Origin of the sequence: Wolbachia endosymbiont (group B) of Apotomis betuletana (assembly GCF_947250475.1) — a bacterium.
Taxonomy (GTDB): Bacteria; Pseudomonadota; Alphaproteobacteria; order Rickettsiales; family Anaplasmataceae; genus Wolbachia.
The window spans coordinates 859,552-882,388 of record NZ_OX366320.1 but is presented as its reverse complement, the minus strand read 5'-3'; the positions used below and the strand labels follow the sequence as shown (position 1 = coordinate 882,388).

Annotated in this window: 14 protein-coding genes, 1 tRNA gene and 2 pseudogenes; 8 read left to right on the top strand and 9 right to left on the bottom strand. The window is 34.1% G+C overall.

Translation table 11 applies throughout. The features are described from left to right. Positions 1–2: 2 nt before the first annotated feature. Positions 3–494, bottom strand: coding sequence for a Smr/MutS family protein (locus OOK82_RS03970; protein ID WP_264374581.1), 492 nt, complete (start codon positions 492–494; stop codon positions 3–5). A gap of 92 nt (positions 495–586) precedes the next feature. On the opposite strand from OOK82_RS03970, the gene rlmB reads away from it, so the two are divergent. Then, positions 587–1,354 carry a 23S rRNA (guanosine(2251)-2'-O)-methyltransferase RlmB gene (gene rlmB, locus OOK82_RS03965; RefSeq protein WP_264704476.1) on the top strand — a complete coding sequence of 256 codons (768 nt, stop codon included), beginning with the start codon at positions 587–589 and terminating at the stop codon, positions 1,352–1,354. 210 nt (positions 1,355–1,564) lie between these two features. On the opposite strand, the gene OOK82_RS03960 is transcribed toward rlmB, so the two are convergent. The 3 genes and pseudogenes from OOK82_RS03960 to OOK82_RS03950 form a co-directional block, all read right to left on the bottom strand. Next, positions 1,565–2,794 (bottom strand): IS256 family transposase, encoded by a 1,230-nt coding sequence (locus OOK82_RS03960; RefSeq protein WP_264704249.1) that lies wholly within the window; start codon positions 2,792–2,794, stop codon positions 1,565–1,567. A gap of 205 nt (positions 2,795–2,999) precedes the next feature. After that, the gene (locus OOK82_RS03955; RefSeq protein WP_264704475.1) at positions 3,000–3,857 is read right to left on the bottom strand and encodes a hypothetical protein; all 858 of its coding nucleotides are present in this window, start codon (positions 3,855–3,857) and stop codon (positions 3,000–3,002) included. A gap of 299 nt (positions 3,858–4,156) precedes the next feature. After that, positions 4,157–7,622 (bottom strand): annotated as a pseudogene (locus OOK82_RS03950) (peptidase M2). 529 nt (positions 7,623–8,151) lie between these two features. Between OOK82_RS03950 and OOK82_RS03945 the strand changes: the two are divergent. The 3 genes from OOK82_RS03945 to OOK82_RS03935 all read left to right on the top strand — a co-directional run bounded on the left by OOK82_RS03945 (position 8,152) and on the right by OOK82_RS03935 (position 11,016). Continuing rightward, positions 8,152–8,224 (top strand) — tRNA-Val (locus OOK82_RS03945). A gap of 28 nt (positions 8,225–8,252) precedes the next feature. After that, positions 8,253–9,149: a cation diffusion facilitator family transporter gene (locus tag OOK82_RS03940; protein WP_264704473.1), complete on the top strand. Its 897-nt coding sequence runs from the start codon at positions 8,253–8,255 to the stop codon at positions 9,147–9,149. 55 nt (positions 9,150–9,204) lie between these two features. Further along, the gene (locus OOK82_RS03935; protein ID WP_264686687.1) at positions 9,205–11,016 is read left to right on the top strand and encodes a hypothetical protein; all 1,812 of its coding nucleotides are present in this window, start codon (positions 9,205–9,207) and stop codon (positions 11,014–11,016) included. Here the strand turns inward: OOK82_RS03935 and plsY are convergent. Genes plsY through OOK82_RS03910 form a run of 5 tightly spaced genes read right to left on the bottom strand, consistent with a single transcriptional unit; the run spans position 11,011 to position 15,875 of the window. Beyond that, positions 11,011–11,586, bottom strand: a complete 576-nt coding sequence (gene plsY / locus OOK82_RS03930; RefSeq protein WP_264704472.1) for a glycerol-3-phosphate 1-O-acyltransferase PlsY — start codon at positions 11,584–11,586, stop codon at positions 11,011–11,013. The genes OOK82_RS03935 and plsY overlap by 6 nt on opposite strands. Positions 11,587–11,598: 12 nt before the next feature. Further along, complete coding sequence (locus tag OOK82_RS03925) at positions 11,599–13,065, bottom strand: alanine/glycine:cation symporter family protein (protein WP_264704471.1); 1,467 nt, start codon at positions 13,063–13,065, stop codon at positions 11,599–11,601. Positions 13,066–13,067: 2 nt separating this feature from the next. Further along, positions 13,068–14,402 carry an alanine/glycine:cation symporter family protein gene (locus OOK82_RS03920; RefSeq protein WP_264686685.1) on the bottom strand — a complete coding sequence of 445 codons (1,335 nt, stop codon included), beginning with the start codon at positions 14,400–14,402 and terminating at the stop codon, positions 13,068–13,070. A gap of 22 nt (positions 14,403–14,424) precedes the next feature. After that, complete coding sequence (locus OOK82_RS03915; RefSeq protein WP_019236894.1) at positions 14,425–15,195, bottom strand: CDP-alcohol phosphatidyltransferase family protein; 771 nt, start codon at positions 15,193–15,195, stop codon at positions 14,425–14,427. Beyond that, the gene (locus OOK82_RS03910; RefSeq protein WP_264686684.1) at positions 15,192–15,875 is read right to left on the bottom strand and encodes a phosphatidylserine decarboxylase; all 684 of its coding nucleotides are present in this window, start codon (positions 15,873–15,875) and stop codon (positions 15,192–15,194) included. Before OOK82_RS03910 ends, OOK82_RS03915 begins: the two co-directional genes overlap by 4 nt. A gap of 218 nt (positions 15,876–16,093) precedes the next feature. Here OOK82_RS03910 and OOK82_RS03905 point away from each other — a divergent pair. The 4 genes and pseudogenes from OOK82_RS03905 to gatA form a co-directional block, all read left to right on the top strand. Next, positions 16,094–16,864: pseudogene (locus OOK82_RS03905) on the top strand (ankyrin repeat domain-containing protein); the annotation flags it as partial. Between the two features lie 450 nt (positions 16,865–17,314). Then, complete coding sequence (locus tag OOK82_RS03900) at positions 17,315–18,547, top strand: hypothetical protein (RefSeq protein WP_264686682.1); 1,233 nt, start codon at positions 17,315–17,317, stop codon at positions 18,545–18,547. A gap of 221 nt (positions 18,548–18,768) precedes the next feature. Beyond that, entirely contained in the window at positions 18,769–21,141 is a 2,373-nt protein-coding gene (gene gyrB, locus OOK82_RS03895; protein ID WP_264686681.1) for a DNA topoisomerase (ATP-hydrolyzing) subunit B, read from the top strand. A 186-nt stretch (positions 21,142–21,327) separates the two neighbouring features. Beyond that, complete coding sequence (gene gatA / locus OOK82_RS03890; RefSeq protein WP_064085246.1) at positions 21,328–22,794, top strand: Asp-tRNA(Asn)/Glu-tRNA(Gln) amidotransferase subunit GatA; 1,467 nt, start codon at positions 21,328–21,330, stop codon at positions 22,792–22,794. Positions 22,795–22,837 lie beyond the last annotated feature (43 nt).

The following is a 22,837-nucleotide window of genomic DNA, read 5'->3' as shown; positions in this document are numbered from 1 at the left end:
AATTAACCTTTATTTCTTCTTAATAAGACATAAAAAGCTCCTTTGCCACCATGTTTTTTTATGGCTTGCTGATAGTATAAGATCATATTTCGAACTTTTGTGTCATTCAACCACTTATTTAAGCTATTCTTTATAGTGTCTATTTTATCTGTACTATTACCATGCCCCGTAATTACCAATAAGCACCTATTCCTTGCTTGATAATTTTTGATAATAAAATCTATCAATTTACAATAAGCATTATCTATACTATAGCCATGCAAATCGAGTTTATCGCTTATAAAATATTTGCCCCTATCGATCTTTAATTTTGTATTGTAGTCAAGACAAAATGATGAATCACCATTATCAGTATTAAGAAAATTTTCTTGTAAGCCAGAGATACCTTTATCAATCATAGATTTTATATTTACTTTGTGATCAACTTTCAAAGTAACTTTTCCACATTCTATTGGCTTAACATTTTTTTGCCAATCTAACTCATCATCTGACATAAATTCATTAATTGAACTGCATAATTTTACAACAATATATAAACACAGTAAAATATTGCTTACTCTATAAAAATCTGATTTTTAATAATGAGATGAAATCATCAAAAGCTAATGAAAACTGTTGGATATATGGAAAGCACACTTGTATTTCAGCATTAAGAAACAAAAATAGGCGGTGTATAGAACTGTTAGTAACAGAAAATTTCTACAGAGAATTTGAGAAAGAAATTAAACAATGTGCAGATAGTAAGGGCATTAAAGCTCGACTGGTAGAGAACAAAATGTTCAATGATGTTTTACCCAAAGGTGTAAATCACCAAGGAATTGCTTTAAAAGTTACTCCTATTTTTCACAGCTTAAATATTAAAGAAATAGCTGAAAGATCAGGTGAAAACTCTACTATAGTCATTTTAGATCAAATTACTGATACACACAATATAGGGTCGATTTTAAGAACCTCAGCTTGTTTCAACATTGATGCATTGGTTTTACCGTATCACCATTCACCAAGCGAAAATGCATCTATCGCAAAAACAGCAAGTGGCGCATTAGACATTGTTCCTCTAATATACGTTACAAACATAGTAAAGACGATGGAGTCTTTAAAAAAGATAGGCTACTGGTGTTATGGGTTTGATTGCAATGCAAAGGAAAATATAGATGAAATAAAGAATTTTGGGCAAAAAAGAGTAATTGTTTTTGGTTCTGAAGAGAAAGGAATGCGGAGACTAGTTAAAGAAAATTGTGATTATCTTTTAAAAATCCCAATGTCAAACGTAATTAACAGTCTAAATGTTTCAAACGCAGCAGCAATAGGACTATATTCCATCTACATTAAAACAAAAATCACTGCAAATTAGTTGCAATGAAAAATATACTTTTTGCCTGCTATCAAGACCGTTGGAATCTAGAAAAAAGAATGCCATTTTAGCTTCACATGCACAGCTGGAAGATGTCATCCCAGTGCGTGACACTGGGATCCAGTTAAATTTGCGAGTATAAAAAAAATATAACGTTTCTGATGATGATGGAAAAAGGGAATGTTCAAAAAAGTGTGTCAAAGCGAATTTTTAGTTCAACTCAATTTTTAACCTATCAGGAAAAAAGATATCAAGTTGAGATATAGTTAGAGCCCAATTAGGCAAAGCCATAGCCCATTTTTGCTCTATCTTTTTTATAGCACAATATACCAATTTGTACAAGGCATTTGTACTGGTAAATGAACCTTTGGTTTTAGTAAATTTTCTGATTTGTCTGTGCAACCCCTCAATTGGATTGGTGGTATAAATTAGCCTTCTAACAGGGCCAGAATACTTAAAATAACTAGACAAATTTTCCCAATTGTTTTGCCACGATTTTATGACTAAAGGATATTTTTCACCCCATTTTTCCTCCAGTTCAAGTAAATAATTTTCGGCGATTTCTCTACTTGTAGCACGGTATATTTTTTTCAAATCATTCATAAAAACTTTTATATCTTTGCTGGATACGTATTTTAGTGAATTTCTTATTTGGTGCACAATGCATAACTGTACCTCAGCATTGGGAAATACGCTATTTATAGCTGTAGGGAAGCTTTTCAGACCGTCAACACAAGCTATCAAAATGTCTTCTACTCCTCTCTCTTTTAAGTCATTTAATACGCCTAGCCAGAAGTTAGCTCCCTCACTTTCTGCTAAGTAAAAACCCAGTACTTCTTTTCTGCCATTTTGGTCTATTCCTAATATATTGTACATGCATTTACTTATGCAATGTCCATTCTCTTTGACCTTAAAAAACATCCCATCCATAAATACTATCGGGTATACTGATTGTAGGGGACGACTCCTCCATTCATTGATTATAGGCAGTAATTTATCTGTAATTCCAGATATCTCTGCTGCAGATATTTTATGGTCATAGATTTCTTCCACATAGGATGCTATATCCCTGTATCCCACACCGCTTGCAAACATGTTCAAGACCTTTGTTTCAAGTTCTGTTGTTTGCCTTTTTTTCACTATCTGTGGTTCGAAACTTCCCTCTCTATCTCTTGGTGTCAATAGTTCAAATGAACCTGCACTCGTCTTCAAAGTTTTGCCATTCTTTCCGTTTCTTCGATTCTTTTCTTCTCTTTCATTGGATAAATGATGCTCTATTTCACCTTCTAGACTTGCTTCCAGCAGCCTTTTTACAAATGGTGTTAATGCTCCATCTCTCCCCATCAATGGTTTACCTTCCCTTATTGATGACAGTATATTTGCTTCCAGCTCTTTGTAATCTACCAGGCCAGTCGTTCCATTTTCTATTTTGTAACTCATATATCAAACCTCTATTTTTTGTTTCTATTTTATTTTTATTTCTCGGTTTGACACACTTTTTTGAACATTCCCTGGAAAAATGGATGCCAGTGTCTGGGCACTGGCATGACATCTTCCTACAGAATAATGTTCGTACAGCTGTGTATCACATGCTGTAATGACAACAGTGAATGACATCTTGCGATGTCATTCACTAGCACTTACATTACCAATCCCAAGAAAGAGGTGAACTTGAATCTGTTGGAATCTCGAAGGATGGCTGTGACACTATCTCTTTTATCTCATTTCTAAGCCATTCGCTACCATCTTCTCCAGCTTCTTTAATAGCTTTCTTGAAACTGCTCTCTAGTACAGCTTTAGCAGCTGCAGTGACGTGACCATTACCATTTATAGCATTTCCTATTGTAGTTAACTTAATTAACTCATCGTTTAAGTCATCAGGCATCTTATCAGTCTTAGTTTGTATTGCAGTAACCTTATTTCCTAAATTAGCAGCACTTGTAGCATCTTTTATAGCAGCAACATCAGCAGTAAAGGTATCTGTAATCTTATCAGTCTTAGTTTGTATTGCAGTAACCTTGTCTCCTAAATTAGCAGCATTTGTAGCAGTTTCTATAGCAGTTACTTTAGCTGTTAAGTCAGCTGGAATAGTATCAGTTTTAGCCTTTATAGCAGTGACATCAGCTCCTAAGGTATCTGTAATCTTATCAGTCTTAGCCTTTATTCCTGATATCAGATCTGTTCCGACTTGAGTTTTTATGGTAACTAAGTCAGCGCTTAAGTCAGCTGGAATAGAATCAGTCTTAGTTTTTATTGCATCTACATTAGTTCCAATACCTAATAATGTAGCAATTGCACCTCCAGTCATGAAGTTTGTTGCTGTAGCACTGTAATCTATTTCAGCAGCACCATTAGGTTCATACTTAAAAGTGTTGAAAACATTAGTAGCATTGTCTACACCAAAGGTATACTTATTCTGTGCAGCATCTTCATAAATTATGCTTTCAATGTTAGGGGATGGTACATTTGCTCCAGAGTTGTCTTTAAAAGTTAAACTAGCCATATCACTTTCCGTTAATTATAAAAACCATAATGTGCATGAAAATAATATAAATTCCGTAAATACTAGATTTTGCATAAGATTTCCTTGAAGCTTTTCGCTTCAGAATTCTTCTCTTGTGATCTAAGTATGTAGCAGACGATGTCATCCTAGTAGCCCCTTTGGTGTTATTCCAGTGCTTGACACTGGAATCCATTTTTCCATCATAAGAAACGTTGATTACTTTTATACTAGCAAATTTAACTGGATGCCAGTGTCTGGGCATTGGAATAACAAAAAGAGGGCAGGGCCCTCCTTGTATATTAGATATAGGCTGAGTTATGATCGTGATAAACGTGATCGCTTGCGCAGGTCGAACATTTTCACAAAACCATTCTCTAGATAGAGATTATATTCATGATGTTGATCTAATAACTCAAAGTTATCTTGTGTTTCTAAGCTGAAGTGACTTGAATCTGATAGCAATTCGTAATTTGGATTATCTATTTTACTAATGCTGCTTATTACTTTGCCATTACCATTTGATATAGCCAAACTATAACTATCACCATCCTTCATTATTTTGATGGATACCTTATCTTCAGGTAACACTATAAGCTTTTTCGTGTCACTATCGTGAATTAGAAATTTGCCATCTTTAAAGTAATACTTGTCTTCCGGCAAAGCACCAATCTTATAATCCCATGTATGCAGTTTGTTCCAAAAATCTAACACAGATTGCTTATCTGCTCCTTCTGCTCTATTATACAAGGCTTTCACATCATTATAATCTATGATTACATTTGCCTTATGCTTTCCTTCTACATCTCGATCATAGCTCTTTTCTATTTTCAAGATTGTGTCTTTCAACACTACCTGCTCTTTCTCCTCCACTGAAGCTGACCTTTTTGCCCTTGTTGGAATTTGTGGTTGATCAGACTGTATTTCACTATTGTCGTTTGATACAGTTCTCTCTTCAGCAACAACATTAGTAGTACTATGAACTTCTGTCTTAGTTTCACTTAATTGCCCTTTTGGACTTTCGGTTTGTTTCTCTTTTGTGAATATTCTCTGATAGTCCGTGTAGCCTCTGTTAGTATCGCCGATATCGCCACTGCCTTGATCGAAAGTTATTTTTTTGCTTCCATTTCCCATATTCTCAATTTCAACTTGAGGAGAAACAGATGCGAGGAAATCATTATAGCTGTAGTTATAATCAGCAGAAAAGAATATTTTTCCTTTGAAGTTATGGAAATTATTAGATAACATTCCAATTTCTTCATCAGTATCACCATCAAATAGTTTTACTTTAGTGAAATATGTTTGATCTTTTATTCTAACTATTTGACCACTCGAGTTTCTTTGTATCTGATAATCATTTGGATCATGTTTAATTGTAAAAAGTTTACCAGGGGCATATTTTTCTAAGTTTATAAGGCCCACATTTATATGTTTATGAGAATAATCTCTCTTTTCATATTCATGTGCAAATACTGGGTCAATATATTTGTATTCGTCTGGTATGCTACTGTATTCTCTTCCTTCAGAATCAGATGGTGCTAATTTATATTGTCCATCTTTTTCCACCAATTTTAGGTGAGTAACATTGCCTGGCAATTGAAACCTTACGTTTTTTCCATGATCATGAATGAACAAGTTACTTTCATTTATAACTTCACCTCTTTCATTTTTCATCTCTTCAGTGATATAGAAGCCCATATTTTTGAATGCATGTAGATTTTCGCCTCCTTGCTTTACAACCGCTTCGTATACATCGTCGTCTGTTCTATCAGTCCCTTTATCATCCAATAATGTTCCTTTTTCTACGATTACGCCGCTTTCTCTTTGCTCATCAGAATATTGAGCATGCTTTGAATCCTGATGATTTAGAATTTTGGTCCCTCTAAGAAGCAGAGAATCTAAATCTTTTTGAATGTGTCCAGTGCTAGGATGCAACAATTCATTTTCATGTAAATGTGCTTCATCAAAGTATTCATCACGTTCAACTGTTCTGCCATCTATCAGAGAAGCTTTATAATGACCATTTTCTTTTGTAATAGCCATATAAGCACCACCGTCATATTGAGTATTCAAGTTGTGCAATATGTCCTCAAAAACAAAAGTTTCTTTAGTTTGACCTTCAACTTGCTTAAAAAAGCCCGATTCGCTCGACAACTCTCCAAGCTTTGTATTCCCATCATATATAGATAGTGCACCCATATCTCCGTGACCAAGAGCTTTGATAGAGAAAACTTTACCTTCTTGTAGATTAATATGAGCACCTCTGATTAGGTTTGGATCGATATTAACCATCTCTTCTAACATCTTTTCTACGTCAATGTTCTGAGTTTCTTTTACTTGTTTCAAGCCAGCGTTTATGGTTTTATCAAGCAAATCATCTTTCAGTTGTGTATATTTGTCCTGTGTAGTATTATATAATCTCTTATCTTCATTATGATAATTAGTGCTGGCTGAATTGCATTTTTCTACAAATTTCTCATAAGAGATCTCTCCTCTTTTGTATTGCTCGTATGCATCATGACGCTGTGTTTCTTCCTGTTCACGCAGGCTTTTCAACACATCATTATATTTTATATCCTTCTGCTTATCTAAGTCTTCTTTCCCATCATAGTAAGATTTTCTAAGATCTTCACCATGTTTTGATAATATCCTCAAAGCTTGCATTTTATACTCTTGACTGTTTTGATATTCATTACCTTGTTGATCAGAGTAAGTCAGCTTAACCTGCCCATCAGTAGTTTTTACTGCCTTTAAGAAATGATATTCCTTTGATATATCGAGGGTATCATTTGTTGCCCTATTAACAGCACGAGCATAATCGTAAAATGACACATGCTCTACAGCAGAGAAACTTCCAACGTTTTCTCCATCTATTTTTTCTATATTTGCTTTATAATACGATACATCTTTAATTTCTCCACCCACTATTTCTTGACCAGTTGCTATAAAATCTCCTTTTGTAACTTGCAAAGCGTTGAGATGTTCCATTGCAGTTTCTGTATCATTCTCAGCAAGCCAACTTTTGAAGTCAGCATCATGTCCTTTTATGTCTTTCAAGAAACTTTTTGATTCATCTGAGTTACCTTGACGTAAAGCATCTAGGTAGTCTCTTAATAAACTAGGATCTTTTTCCTGTAAGTACATTATCAACGCATGACCAGTTTTATACACTAAACTGTTTTCTTCACCATTGGCTGAGTATTGTAAATTTAAAATTCCACCTAGATCCAAATTTGCGGCTTCAGTTTTATCAATGCTTGACCCTTGAGCATTGAACTTGTGATCTGAATGATGTTCAAAGTAATCTGCAATTCCCTCCATTAATACTGTAGGTAGAGATTTTCCTCCTGTAGCCAAGTAAGTTAAACCATGTGCAAATTCATGCTGAAGGTTATGAACGCCACCTTGCTGATAGACATACATCTCAGCAAAAATATCAGCTTCTCCTTTGTAGTAACATTTACCACCTTCATCTCCAAGGTAAGAACCAAAACGTTCGCTTCCACCAAGGTGAGTGTAATCAGCCTTATCATCAAACACATAAATTTTGAATGTTTGTTCTGAGCTACCAGGCTCCAGCTTAAATGCATCTTTAAAATTAGTAGCTGTTTCTCTTATCTCACTTTCAATGTGAGCAACTTTACTTGTTCTTAAATCATGAGAATGAACCTCTACTTTGATATTTAAATCTTTAACTTCTATGATATGCTTATTGTTAAAATATTCTTCTTTAGTTATATTTTTATTTACTTGTTGACTGATTGTCATAACTTTAACCTCTAATTTATTAGTCTCCACAATATCAAGCATAAAGCTACTTCCGCTAAGAAAGTGTAAATTCTCATATTGATATAATTTATATCTTAATAAAAAAGTATAGATAGTTAACTCAATATGAAAAATCGAGAATATAGCTAAAATTCCATGGCTGTTAATAAGTAGCGGAATTATAATTAAGAAATTTACTGAGTAGAAAAAAAGGTAAAAAAATCCTTTAGTAGCGAGTTTTATAATGTAAATTGGCGTTGTAATAATGTGCTAACAAGCGCGATTTGGCTGAATGTAGAAAAAATAAAAAAGACATGCAGCCGCTATAATTTTTATGTAATTTGCGAATAAATATCTGAGTTTTTTACTGAATTTTTGTTGTTGAACCCGCGAGGATCAAAAACAAGGATAAGTACTCTTATTGGTATGATAAGGAAAGTGGGAAGGTTTGTCAAGGAGTTTCATTCAGCAAGAAGTCTAAAAGCAAATTGACTTTCATTTCACTGAAGCACTATACTAAGGTTAAGATGGGTAATTAGCTCAGTTGGTAGAGCACTTGCTTGACGTGCAAGGGGTCGCTGGTTCGAGCCCAGTGTTACCCACGTTTTTTTGCTCATAAAAAGATTTTGTATGACAGCAGTGCACAATGGCAAACACTCAATAGCAGAGTCCAAGCGCTTAATTTATTCTATAATAATAGTTGCAATAACAATGCTTATGGAAATAGCAGGTGGAATGATTTCACACTCACTTGCTCTGTTATCAGATGCAGGACATATGCTCACTGATCTTTTTGCCTTGGTTTTAAGCTGGATAGCACACAAATTTTCAGCTAAGAAATCTGATTTACAGAGGTCATATGGGTATCACAGATTGCAGATAATTGCAGCATTTGTTAATGGTTTAACTCTATTTTTCATTGCAGCGGTCATTATAATTGAATCAATAAAGAGATTCATTTGTCCGGTCAATGTTGAATGGAAAGTAATGCTAATAATTGCCACACTTGGCCTGATCTCTAACATTATAGTCTTTTTTATATTACATAGTAAATGCGAAAGTAATATAAACATAAAAAGTGCTGTATTGCATGTTATCGGAGATATTTTAGGTTCTGTAGCTGCTATACTTGCATCCATAATTATCATGTTTACCGGATGGCAAATAGTGGACCCTATTTTGTCAGTATTTGTCAGTGTAATAATCTTAAACAGTGGCTATAAAATTCTCAAGAATTCTTGCCATATACTCCTTGAAGGTACACCTGAGAGTGTATCTGCTGAGGAGATAAAAAGTGAGATTGTATCTAAGTTACCTGAAGTGATAGATGTGCATCATATACATACATGGTCACTATCTGATAATTATTTTATACTTACTATGCATGCCAAGATAAAGCAAAATGGACAACACACTAATATTTTGTATGAGATAAAAAAAATACTATTAAATAGGTTCGAAATTGCGCACTCTACAGTTGAAATTGAATACGATGAGTGCGTAGACAGTAAAATACTTAAGCATTGACATCTGTAGGCTATTTGTTATTACTACAATATCATAATATTATAGAGAGTAGGCTATGATAGGTGTTTCCCAAATACAATTTCCTGGAAAGGATTCTTACAGATTAAAGACAGCAAGTTACTTCGCAGCTTTTGTTTCTTTAAGCATTTTAGTTAATCCTGCCAATGTCTTTTTATCTTTTGCCACATTGTTTTTTAGATCTGAAATAAAAACTTTTTACGTTTATAAAGACATAAAAGCTGCAAAGCAGGAAAAAATAAGTAAAAAGGAATATTGGGAAATATTTTTTGAGAAAAATAAAATTAAGATAGCATCTTTCCTTTTATTTTTTGCTTCTGTAACATATCTAACTTTTACAATTACTTTTCTACTTGTTTCGTTACTTGCAACAATACCACTTGCAATGGTTTTAATTCTATTACAAAGTGAATTAAGGCCAAAGGATTTTAATCCATTTACGTTACTCAAAGCTGCTATTAGTTTCTTTTTAGAAGGCATAAAAGAAAATACTCGCAGTATGACAAATAAGTTTGATGGTACTTATGAGCATTTACTGCCCCATCAATTGAATGACGATATTAGTAATAATATTAGTAAGTTAATACGCAAATATGATCCAGTACCAGAAGACACTATTAATGATGAGGGATTTAAAGAGTTTATTGAATATATAAATCACTTACATATGCTTGATGGTCAACCATTTAGTAATGAGAATAAGGGAAAATTAGTAATGTTTTTGCAAGATTTTTGCAAAGGTAATGAGAAACATAGCTCTGGTTTCACTGGTGGACAAATTCTTCTGTTAGTTCTTAGAGCCTGCAATGATGGAGATAGAGAAGCTGTAAAAAATAAAAAAGACGCGTTAATTGCAAATTTACTGGATAGTCAAACTTTCTCTAGAAAAGAACGAATTCCTAACACATGTTTTACTGGTGTTATCTACAGAATGTTAAGTACATTAGAGGGTATTCATTCCGATCCAGAGATTAAATTTACACCACCTAGACAAATGCTCCTTACAGAAGCAGAAAATGAAGCACGTAAGTTTATGTTAGACAGGCTAAAAAATAAGAAGAACAGTAAAGAAATTCTTAGGGCTTGGCATAACGCCCAAAATAATTATGAAGATGATAAAAGTCAAAAAGTAGTTGATGATTTTATTGCAGAAGTAAGCGTTCCTTTAATGAGAAGGTTGCTAAGTTTTACTTCTCAGTATAGTGAACAAATTGTGCTGACATTAATGAAAAATATCAGCTCTGTAAAGTTAAATAAATTAGAGCACTTTGTGTTGGGTCAGCACATGAGAGATAGACTGCAGGAGCATGCTTTAGATGACCAACTCGAAAATATCAAAGAAAAAGTCTTTTTGAAGCTTTTAAACCAAAATTTACTTAGGATAGATTTTTCTCTTAAGGATTCATTTTTGAATGAAGCTAAGGGAATAGCTGACGAAATAATAAAAGAAGAAGTAGAGAAATTTAGGTCAGAAACTGCTGAAAAGGCTAGGAAAGTTAACCCTATAGAAGCTCAAATAGATGCTACATTGCAAAATCTGTCAGCCTTGCCACGAGAAAGGAAGTGTTGCATTGCATATAACAGACTAAATGGACAATATAAAGGTGATGAAAGAGAAATAATGGAGAACATCTTACTAAAAAAATTAGAGATAACGAAAGAAGAAATGAATAAGATGCTAGAAGAGTATGATATACGTAAGCTAAAATTAGCACTTGATGATGCATGTAAAAAAAGTGGAAAAAACATGGAAGAAATAATAAAAGAAGTAGAAGAAGTGGTCTCAAGTCGTCTCTCACATGGAGTATCCGCTAGTAATGTAGCAGAAGGAATGAGACATAGCTCATAAAAACTTACGTTCTCTGCCTTGCAGAAGATTTGCAATATTTTTGTAATGCTTCAAGAAAATTAATATCGCTACAGTGAGTAGTATAAGGAATAACTCCTTTTGAAAAAAGAAAGATGCTATAACAGCTGCTGCAGTAGCAGCCAAGGAAGCAAGAGAGGAGTACCGAAAGATAAAAAATACTATTAGCCAGACAAATACAAATGCTAATGCTATAGAAATGTTAAGTACTATCAAAACTCCCAAAGTTGTTGCAACCCCTTTTCCTCCATTGAACCTTAGCCAAATAGGAAACATATGCCCTAGAACTGCTAAAATTGCAGATACATATATATAAAAATCGTTATTATCACAAAATTGTTGTGCTGTATAAACCGCGACAAATCCTTTCAAAGAGTCTAAAAATAATGCGAGGACAGCAAGTCTCTTATTTCCTGTTCTTGCAACATTTGTAGCACCAATGTTTCCTGAACCTACTTCTCTTAAATTTATACCATTTATTTTTGCAATAATTAAGCTAAACGGTATTGAACCGATTACGTAAGATAATATAAGAATTATATATTTCTCCATTATACTAAAAATCTAGTTGATCTTGTTATTCCTCAGTCTTTTTAGATAGCATTGAACTTCATCATTAATCTGATTGCTAAACAGTATAAGTGCTGTCATATTGATGAGTGCTAAACAAGAGAATAAAGCCCCACCAATATTAGCAATAGCCATTATATCTTTAGACAAACCTGACAAAAATGCAACTACCACCACCGCTATACGATATATTACTACACTTTTTACACCAAACAAATACAGCCATCCCATTTCACAACAATATACAAATGAAATTACTGAGGAAAACGCAAACAAAGGCGCAGCGATGGTTAAAAGTATAGGAAACCAAGAAGAAACTGTTTCAAATGCTTTTTGGGTGATCAATATTCCCTCGCCAATGCCAGTCTGGTATGCGCCTGTTATTACTATTGTTATTCCTGTCAAACAACAAATTAACATTGTATCGAAGCATGGTTCTATCATAGCAACTAGACCAGTCCTAACCGGCTCCTCATCTTTAGCTACAGCGTGAGTAATTGCAGCAGAACCAACACCTGCTTCACTGGCAAAAATTGCCCTTTGAATCCCAGCGACAAATGCTCCTACTACTCCACCACCAACAGCATTGAAGTCTATCATACTGGAAAACAATATTTTTAATGTATTGCTAAAATTGTGAATATTGAATGCAATAATCGTGAAACAACTCAAAATATATATGAGTGACATAATAGGCACTAGTGCAGAAGATACTCTAGCTATTCTCCTGATTCCACCGATAATCACTAGAGCAAGTAATGTAGAAATTATGAAGGAAAGAACCCAACGATGACTATCTATCCAGCTTGAATAGCCAGATAATATTGAAACCATTTGATTAGTCTGAAATGCTACACTTCCACCAAGACCTGACAATACAAAAAACACTGCATATATTGCAGCTATCACAATACCAAGCTTCTTAAATCCAAATTCCTCTAGTCCATTTCTTATATATTGAAAGGGACCACTGAATAACTGCTCCTGGCCTTCTGTTCTGTGTCTGAATGCTAAAGTTACTTCAGCAAACTTTGCAGACATACCAAAAAAGCCTGTGATCATCATCCAAGGTACCGCTCCTGGCCCTCCCATTGAAATTGCAATTGCAACACCAGCAACAGTTCCAAGGCCGACTGTACTTGAAAGTGCAGTTACAAATGCCTGAAAATGAGTAATGTGACCATCGTGATGATCTGTGTCATATTTTCCACATAAAATAGCGAACGCATGCTTAAACATCCTTATGTTGAGAAATCTAAAACGTAGTGTTAGAAATATATAACCAAAGGCCAATAAAAGAATTATAAATGGTACGTGAAAGATCTTGAAAAACAACACTTCATTCATGAAGTTGCTTACTCCATTTAATGCAGTGTCATAACTTTTATGAAAAACTGAAGCAGCGTATACATCGTTAAACGATAGGCAAAATAACATCATGCAAAGCAATCTATAAATCATGTTTAATACCTTTTGTAATAAGAATCTATTGTATTTAAGACTTCCCTTCTCAGTAGATATATTGCAACAGCATTTGGAATCATAAGGCACATAAACAGGCTATCACCTAAATAAGATATAAATTCTATATTTTTTGATATACAGCTGATATACACTGAACCCACTATAAAAAACTGAAACAATATTAGTACTTTTTTGTTACCAAATAAGTACACTAGGGCAACTTCACAGTAGTAATAGTAAGCTATTATTGTGGAAAATGCAAAGGAAAACATTATCAGCGGAAGAGCTAGCTTGCTCAATAAAGGCAAGGCTGTTGAAAATGCTGAGCTAACTAACGTAATATCACCTACGGTATTAGTGCTATGCATATCGGTGATAATTATCACAATACCAGTCAAAAATGAGACTAATATTGTGTCTACAAATGGTGCAATCATTGCAACACTTCCAACTTTAACTGGGTCTTTCTCTTTTACAATCGAATGTGCTATAGCTGCTGTTCCAGTACCTGCTTCATTAGCAAACACTGACCTTCTTACCCCTGCTATTAATCCACTCAATACTCCACCTCCTATAGCTGATTTGTTAAAGATATCTTGAAATATTATAGATAGAGCATTCAGTAGATTATTTCCGTTTACACAGATTAAATATATACACATGCCTATATATAACATTATCATGATCGGCCCTAAACCTGTTGCAACTAAAGCAATTCGCTTTATTCCTCCCAGTATTACAATTAATACAAATAGCGAGATAATAACAGATGTGTTGTATTCAAATAAGTTACTTGACAACGCTGCAATTTGATTTGCCTGAAATGGTATGCCGCCTAGAATCATTGCAACAAGCAGCATAACTGCGTAGATAAATGCAAGGAATTTGCCAGTCTTCATAAATCCAATCTTTGCAAGTCCATGTTCCATATAATAAAAAGCCCCACCAGTTGTGTTTTCAGAGCGATGAGTAAATGCAAGCACTACTTCAGCAAATTTTATTGACATGCCAAGTACTCCGGTAATTATCATCCAAAAAACTGCACTTGGCCCCCCTATTGTAATAGCTATTGCAACTCCTGATATTGTTCCAAGACCAACTGTTCCTGAAATTACCGTTGCAAATGCCTGAATGTGGGTGATTATGCCGTTATTATTATGGCTCTCTAGGTTGAATAGTGTTTGTATCCCATATTTGAACAACCTAAAGTTAATGAATTTGAATCGAATCGTACAAAAAACCCCAGTTGCAATTACCCAAATAATTATAAATGGTATGTTGAATATCTTTATATATAAAAAAGAGTTTAATAGATCAGTTGCTTTTACAATCATGCTGCTCACTACTTTTATATATCTAATGAGTTTTATATGTGTAGTATATATAAAGTCCAGTGCTTATTGGAATAGTAAGTATATACAATGCGCCTAAAATTGGTAGTGTTATCCAGGGCTTGCTTATAAACAGTATGATCAATATTCCAAAAAACGACACAAATATATAGGATAGGCTTCTAGGAACATAAATGTACTTTGCAGAGAAAGTTGGAATATGACTTATCGAAAAAAATGAAATGGCCAAAAAGTAACAAGCTGTATTCTTTACGTTAAAAAATTGCTCTATAAGAAGTAAGTATTCACTCTCATGAGATTGAAAGGTAATAATTATTGGTAACAGAGCAAGTAAAGCGCATACAGGAGCTGGAACGCCGGAAAAGAAAAATTTTTTCCAGTATAATTGTTCTGAATGTAACGAAACATTGAATCTGGCAAGTCTTATTGATATGCAGATTACATATATCATTACTAAAATCCATCCTACAACTTTAATTTCATTTAACTTCCAAAAATATAAAAGAAAAGCAGGTGCTGAACCAAAATTTAGAAAATCTGCAAAAGAATCGAGTTGTGCTCCAAAATCGCTAGTTGATTTTAAAATTCTGGCTATCCTGCCATCCATTCCATCTATTATTGCTGCAATGATAATAAAAATTGCTGAAAATTCCCATTGTTCATTAAATGTGAATTTAAGTGAAGTAAGGCCAGCACATAAACCCAGTAAAGTTATAAAATTTGGAAATAACTTGGTAATAGGTAAGGATTTACCGTTACTTTCATCGTTATTCATACAATGTCAAAGGTAAGCTTCTCTTGTTTATTTAAATCTGCTATAACTGTCTCACCACCAATAACAGTTTGGCCTTCTGAGACTCTTACCTCTATTCCAGCAGGGATATAAATATTTACTCTACTGCCAAATCTTATAATTCCAAACCTTTCACCTGCTTTTACATTCTGAGACGCTCTTAAATTACAAACAATGCGGCGTGCGATAAATCCAGCTATTTGTTCCACAATGATTTCTTTTCCCTTTTCATATTCAATCACAATAATCTGCTTTTCATTTTCATTACTGGATCTATTACTCATTGCAGAAACAAACTTGCCTTTTTTATAGTTCATTTCCTTTATCGTACCAGATATTGGTATACGATTCACATGGACATTCAAAACGCTTAGAAATATGCTGACAAGTGTAAATTTCTTTTCTTCTTCATTCTCTTCTGATAAAGAGTAACTAACTTCTTCTATCTTTGAAATCACACCATCAGCGGGGCTTAATATAAAATCCTTATTGCTTGGTACAGCTCTTGCTGGATCACGAAAAAAATAGGTACATAATAACGTTGGAAATAAGCAAGTAATTCCAGCTCCCCAAGATATAGAGAATGCTATACATGTTACGATAAAGGAAACAACTATAAATAAATAACCTTCTCTGTTTATGTTAGGTAAACCAAAGCACATAATTTATTCTTGATAATTCATTATTAACAATTTATCATTTATAATTTCTCATGAAAAGCTTTTTTTCACTTCTTCACTTTTGGAATGCTTATATAAGCATTGATGGATATTAAATCTTTAATAAAAATTAAAGATTTTTAGCTGTTGTTAATATTATTTTAATAAAAAATTAACAATAATTCTTAATAATGTATGAATTATTATGTTCGTAATTTCGTATGACAGGGGAAATAGAAAAAGATGAATCTCCTTCCTTATACTCTGCAATTCGGATGGGTGATATTGAAGCTACAGAGCTGCTAATAAAGTTTGGTGCAAATGTCAATGATAATTATGAACGTAATCGTACACCACTACATATTGCTATCGGGTATAAGCAGTTTGAAATAGCGAAATTGCTGATAAATAACGGAGCAAACGTTAACGCAAAAACTGGAAATCATGGCAAAGATGACTTAACACCAATGCACCTTGCAATTTTTGCAAACACGCCAGAGTTTATAGAATTGCTAGCTAGCAATGGTGCGTTAATTAATGAAAGGGAAAGCACTGAAGGACATACACCTTTTCACCTTGCTGCTTTATATGGGAATAAAAGTGTAATACAAGCCTTAGTTGATAAGGGACAGGATATTGAAGATATTGATAATAATGGGCGGACAGCTTTATTTTTAGCTATTAGACAATGCACTGAAGCAAAGGATGATAGCAGAGTAGAAGTTATCGAGTATTTGATAAATAAACTCAAAGCAGACATAACGAAAAAAGATAATAATAACAACACAATACTTTTTCCTGCTGCTAATAATTGTCCTGGAAAAGTAGTGGAACTCATCATTAAACAATATATAGAAAGCTTTGGTAGAGATCGGTTGAAGAATTTTATCAACCACAAAAATAAAGCTGGAATGGATGCCTTGGATATTGCACTCAATAGTGGAAATGAAGAGGCCATTGAAGTACTTAGATCATATGGAGCAGACATTGAGAAGATAGAGGGTGAAAGTCGTCTATTTCGTACAGTAAAAGAAGGTAATATAGAAAAAACGAGGCTTCTTTTAGAGCAAGGAGCAAACGTTAATATAAAAAATGGAAAGGGGCTTACTCCTTTAGATATTGAGATGCGGGAAAACGATCAAGACATGGCTCGATTCCTAAGAGAGAATAAAGCAAAAACAAGTTTAGAGATAAAAGTTCAGTTAGCGGCATTAGTTATGCTAACTATTATAACTCTTGGTTTAGCACTAGTAGTGTATTTTGTTGTGAAAGGTATTCAAGAAATTGCTGCACAAAAAACAGGCAGTACTCTCAATAATGTAGAAAGTACAAAGATAGAACCTCCTATCAAGCAAAAATAAAGCTTTTTACAGGTAGTTGATAAGTTTCTTGCTTTATTTACATTCTTTCTATAGTATGATATATTAATGTTAGAATAGGGTATGTTTGCAGGTCAAAATAATAATCAACAGCAAAATAGAAATAGAGTACAGGCTTTAATAGAAAGAGTGCAAAATGCTTACAACAACACTAATAAAATTAAAAGATTCATTAATATAGTTTTATTAGTAAGTATGATTCCTTCATTTTTTCTTCTTGTACAGCTCTCTTTGTATTTATCATTAGTAAATTATTTTTTCAAACCAAGGGAAAATGAAAAAAGATTATCAGCGTGGCCAAAAAATGTTATTAGAATAACATTAAGCATTTTTTTAATTATACACATTATTAATTCCTGTGTGCTTTTGGTACTGCCTATATTGTGCTTATGGTTGCTAAACAAATCACTCATTGAAGAAATACAGCAGTTTAACGATTTAATACAACAAATTCCAGAGGAAGAAAGGCCTATTTTCTTTCAAGATTTAGCAGCCATTCCTTTTATGGCACAAACTACTCATGACCCAAGTGCAGTTGCTAGTATAAACTTGAGTGTTGATAGACTCATAGAAAAGTATAAAGAGAATTTAAGCAAAGATGAATTCTATGTACAGCTAAATAGAGGCAACACAACCGACATTGAAGAGTACATCAAACAGTTAAGTGAGTTTACAGAAGGCGATAAATCTCATGCACTTGAGTGCTTAAGATTTATCAATAGAACAGGAGATAATTTTAAAGACAATCATAGTAAGTTAACACTAAAGCAAGCAGCTATTTTATGTTGGAAAGCCTGCAATGATAGAAATACAGGAACAGAGAATCAAAGAATTCCTTTGAGTGATGCAGGCATAAAAAATAGAAAGGATATGTTTGTAAAAGGTCTTGTAGACGCTGCAACAACTTACGGTAATCAAGGTCAAAGTTGTGCAGGTGGAACATACAATAAATTATTTGAGTCTTTATCTGGCTTACATCCATCAGTGGTTATTACACTCGATGGAGAAGAGGCTAGAGAAATGATAAAAGAAACGATCACACAAAAATTCCCTGAAATGGCCAGAGCCAATTTCACCAATTTCTCTGGAACAGAACAAGAAAGGATCCGTAGCGAGTTACCAGAGTTATCATCTGAAACAGTAAGGTATATTATGACTACGCATTCAGCTCTTGAGAGAAGGTGTCAAGAGTTCAGCAATAGATTAAACAATGATAAAAAGAATGAAATATTAGAAGAGTGTATGAGCAACTTATCCTATGTTAAATTGGAAAATCTAAGTGGAAGGAAAAGGTAAATTGTATTTGATTGTAGCCATTTATCTTGAAATATGAAGCAGAGTTTTGTATGATTATTTGAACTTAAGTTTATGTATTGAAATAACATGTAAAACCACTTCGTGTAGGTGATGTATTATATTTTATCTACATGTCAAGGATCCTTCTTTCAACTTAAAGATGTTGCTAATCAGCACATACAAATGTAATATTAATTAATATTTATAAATAAAGCAATTCCATGGAAAGTAACTACAACGCTGACGCAATAAAAATCCTAAGAGGTCTTGATGCTGTAAGAAAGCGTCCAGGTATGTACATTGGTGATACTGATGATGGATCTGGTCTGCACCATATGGTGTACGAGGTTGTTGACAATGCGATAGATGAGTCTTTAGCTGGTTATTGTAGTAAGATTGAAGTTAGCATAAATGAAGATGGCTCAGTATCTGTAACCGATAATGGTCGTGGCATTCCAACTGATATTCATGCAGAGGAAGGAATATCAGCAGCAGAAGTAATAATGACCCAATTGCATGCAGGAGGTAAATTTGACAGCAATACCTATAAGGTTTCTGGAGGATTACATGGTGTTGGAATTTCAGTTGTTAATGCGTTATCGAGTTGGCTGGAATTAACCATCTGGCGCAATAAGAAGGAATATTTCATACGCTTTGAAGATGGTGAGTCTGTTGAATCTTTAAAGGTAATTAATGAAAACACAAATAAAAGAGGAACTAGAGTAACGTTTATGCCATCAACGGGGACTTTTAGTAGTATTGATTTTAGTTACTCCACTCTTGAGAGTCGCATCAGAGAATTGGCATTTTTAAACTCAAATATTGAGATCATTTTGTGTGATCTCCGTAATAAACCACATGTAAAGTCTCATTTTAACGATAGTAAAGAGTCTGAAGATAATTTTGGTACAGCTAATTTTGTACGGTACTTAGACAAGAATAAGACACATGTTACTAAAATTGCCAGCATTAGAGATGATGTAAAAGATCTAGGTACCAGTGTAGAAATATCAATGGAGTGGAATGATTCCTACTATGAGAATATGCTATGCTTCACAAATAATATAAGACAACGGGATGGTGGTACGCATTTGGCAGGGTTTAGATCTGCACTAACCAGATGTATCAATAACTATGCAAACAATGAAGGTTTTTTGAAGAAGGCAAAAGTGAATTTGACTGGAGAAGATGTTAGAGAAGGCTTAACTTGTGTTTTATCTCTCAAGATGCCTGATCCTAAATTTTCTTCACAGACAAAAGATAAATTGGTCAGTTCTGAAGCGCGGGCAGTTGTAGAGAGCATAGTTTTTGACAAGTTGAGTACAATACTTGAAACTGACCCCAAGTTAGCAGCAAGTATAGTAGAAAGAGCGATTAGGTCAGCAAAAGGAAGAGAAGCAGCAAGAAAAGCACGAGAGTTAGTTAAAAATAAAAACAATATTAATATTGCAACTCTACCTGGAAAGCTTGCCGATTGTCAGGAAAAAGTTCCTGAGTTATCGGAATTGTTTATAGTAGAGGGTAATTCCGCAGGTGGTACTGCAAAGCAGGGACGTAATCGTAAAACACAGGCGGTACTTGCTTTAAGAGGGAAAATTCTAAACGTAGAACGTGCAGGGCTGGATCGTATTTTTTCATCTGCAGAAATTGGCTCTCTGATCACGGCAATTGGGGCTGGAATAGGGAGTGAGCACTTCGATATTGAAAAAACTAGGTATCATAAAATTATCATTATGACAGACGCAGATGTTGATGGCTCGCATATAAGAACTTTGATTCTAACTTTCTTTTTTAGACATATGCGTGAAGTAATTGAAAAAGGATATTTATACATAGCGCAGCCACCGCTCTATAAAGTTACAAAAAATGCTAAAGATACTTATATCAAAGATGATGAAACTTTTGAAGAGTATATAGTAAATTCAGCGATTAAAAGATTAACATTAAATGGTGTAGGCAAAGATTTGCGTTTCGTTTTGAATAAGTGCCTCAGTATTTCAAACATTAGCAAAAATTATGATAGGGAAATACCAAAAGATCTCTTAGAATCATTGCTAATTTTAAGCAAAAAGAATGCTCTATTGTCTGCTGATGAGATATTAAAATATTTAAAATTGATGTATAGTGAATATAATTGGGAAGTAGAAGTAAAAGATGAGGAAATTCACATTGCTAAATTGTTTCAAGGGTTAGCAGACAAATATGTATTCTCGCTTAGTATGCTTGAAAGTAAAGAAATACGGAATATATTGAGTTCTCTTGATAACATAATTGACTTATTTAATGGTGATTCATTTTTACAGTCACAAGAAACTGAAATAAAAATAAAGTCTCCAAGTGCACTCGCAAAAATAGTGATGGATTATGGTAAAAAAGGTTTAACTCTGCAGAGATTTAAAGGCCTTGGTGAAATGAATGCTGATCAGCTTTGGGAAACTACACTCAATCCAGAAACTAGAACTCTGCTAAAAGTTGAAATAAAAGATTGTGAAGAAGCAGATAGCATATTCTCGGTGCTAATGGGTGATATAGTTGAACCACGTCGTGACTTTATAAATAACAATGCACTTAACGTGCATGATGTTGATATTTGATTTTAGAAACGCTAAACCCTTATGGCTTAGCATTGTGTGCCAAACCGGCTATTTAAAACGTACTACTAACCAATCCATTTCAGAAATCTGAATTGATCTCGGTTGTATTCCCGTTTTCGATCATAAATATATAGATTTTCTGTCCTATTGTTGTTATAATTAATGCCTCGATAAAATTGAATATTAATGAATGAATTGAGAAGGCTCACTATTACAGAGATGCATGATGGACTTAGGCGGGGGGATTTTTCTGCTGTTGAGCTTGTAGAGACGCATGTTAATGCAGTTGAAAATGAGCAACTAAATGCATTTGTAACAAAAACCCCAGAAATCGCGATAAAAGCTGCTAAAATAGCAGATGAATACTTCTTGAAACAAAAAGATAATATTTCACCACTTATGGGCATACCAGTTGGTGTTAAAGATTTATTCTGTACAAAAGGAATAAAAACAACAGCATGCTCAAAAATGCTGGAAAATTTCATCCCGACTTATGAATCTACGGTATCTAACTTGCTTTTAAAAAATGGAGCAGCCATGCTTGGTAAACTTAACATGGATGAGTTTGCTATGGGTTCTGCGAACACAAATAGCTATTTTGGTCCTGTTAAAAATGTATGGATTAGAAAAAGTGACGGAGAAAAAGTTGTTCCTGGTGGATCATCTGGTGGATCTGCAGCATCAGTTGCTGGGTTTTTATGTGCTGGAGCACTAGGAAGTGATACTGGTGGTTCTGTACGCCAACCAGCAGCTTATTGTGGAGTTGTTGGAATAAAGCCAACTTATGGAAGGTGTTCGCGTTTTGGTATGATTGCGTTTGCAAGTTCTCTCGATCAAGCAGGAGTAATTACTCGTTCCGTTTCTGATTCAGCATTAATGCTTGAAATAATTTGTGGCTATGATGAAAAAGATTCAACATCGAGCAAAAGGACAGTGCCTAAATTTTCCAGTTTTATAAATGGTGATATTAAGGGTAAGCGCATTGGTATACCAAAAGAGTATAAGATGGATGGAATTTCAGATGAAATAGTTCATAATTGGGAAAAAATTGCTTCCTATTTAAAAGAAAACGGTGCTGAAGTTGTTGACATTACTCTGCCTCATACTAAATATGCGATACCGGTTTACTATCTAATTTGTTCTGCTGAAACTTCATCTAACCTTGCTCGCTATGATGGTGTACGTTACGGATTCAGGGTTGATGCTGATACCCTTGAAGAAATGTATTCGCTAACAAGAGCAGAAGGTTTTGGTAAAGAAGTGAAAAGGAGAATTTTAATTGGTGCTTATGCGCTTTCTTCAGGTCATTACAATGAGTATTATGAAAAAGCACAGTGCATTAGGGCATTAATTAGAAATGATTTTATAAAAGCGTTTGAAAAAATAGATTACATACTTGTGCCATCTGCTCCAACAGAAGCTTTTGGCTTAAATGAAAAGCCAGACCCGCTAATTATGTGCATCAATGATGTGTTTACCGTGCCGGCAAGCTTAGCGGGGTTACCTGCTATTTCTGTTCCTGTTGGACTTTCCAATGAAGGCTTACCACTTGCTTTGCAAGTAATTGGAAATTATTACGATGAAGCTGGAATATTAAATATGGCAAGTGTGATAGAGCAAAATTGTGGCAGAATAGTTAATTCCCTTACGTAATATGTTTTCTTATAGTAACTATAGCATTATGATTATTTTGGCT

Coding starts and splice junctions, on each gene's coding strand:
- OOK82_RS03970 (WP_264374581.1), bottom strand. CDS start 494: ATGTCAGATGATGAGTTAGATTGGCAAAAAAATGTTAAGCCAATAGAA.
- rlmB (WP_264704476.1), top strand. CDS start 587: ATGAAATCATCAAAAGCTAATGAAAACTGTTGGATATATGGAAAGCAC.
- OOK82_RS03960 (WP_264704249.1), bottom strand. CDS start 2,794: ATGAGTTACAAAATAGAAAATGGAACGACTGGCCTGGTAGATTACAAA.
- OOK82_RS03955 (WP_264704475.1), bottom strand. CDS start 3,857: ATGGCTAGTTTAACTTTTAAAGACAACTCTGGAGCAAATGTACCATCC.
- OOK82_RS03940 (WP_264704473.1), top strand. CDS start 8,253: ATGACAGCAGTGCACAATGGCAAACACTCAATAGCAGAGTCCAAGCGC.
- OOK82_RS03935 (WP_264686687.1), top strand. CDS start 9,205: ATGATAGGTGTTTCCCAAATACAATTTCCTGGAAAGGATTCTTACAGA.
- plsY (WP_264704472.1), bottom strand. CDS start 11,586: ATGGAGAAATATATAATTCTTATATTATCTTACGTAATCGGTTCAATA.
- OOK82_RS03925 (WP_264704471.1), bottom strand. CDS start 13,065: ATGATTTATAGATTGCTTTGCATGATGTTATTTTGCCTATCGTTTAAC.
- OOK82_RS03920 (WP_264686685.1), bottom strand. CDS start 14,402: ATGATTGTAAAAGCAACTGATCTATTAAACTCTTTTTTATATATAAAG.
- OOK82_RS03915 (WP_019236894.1), bottom strand. CDS start 15,195: ATGAATAACGATGAAAGTAACGGTAAATCCTTACCTATTACCAAGTTA.
- OOK82_RS03910 (WP_264686684.1), bottom strand. CDS start 15,875: ATGTGCTTTGGTTTACCTAACATAAACAGAGAAGGTTATTTATTTATA.
- OOK82_RS03900 (WP_264686682.1), top strand. CDS start 17,315: ATGTTTGCAGGTCAAAATAATAATCAACAGCAAAATAGAAATAGAGTA.
- gyrB (WP_264686681.1), top strand. CDS start 18,769: ATGGAAAGTAACTACAACGCTGACGCAATAAAAATCCTAAGAGGTCTT.
- gatA (WP_064085246.1), top strand. CDS start 21,328: ATGAATGAATTGAGAAGGCTCACTATTACAGAGATGCATGATGGACTT.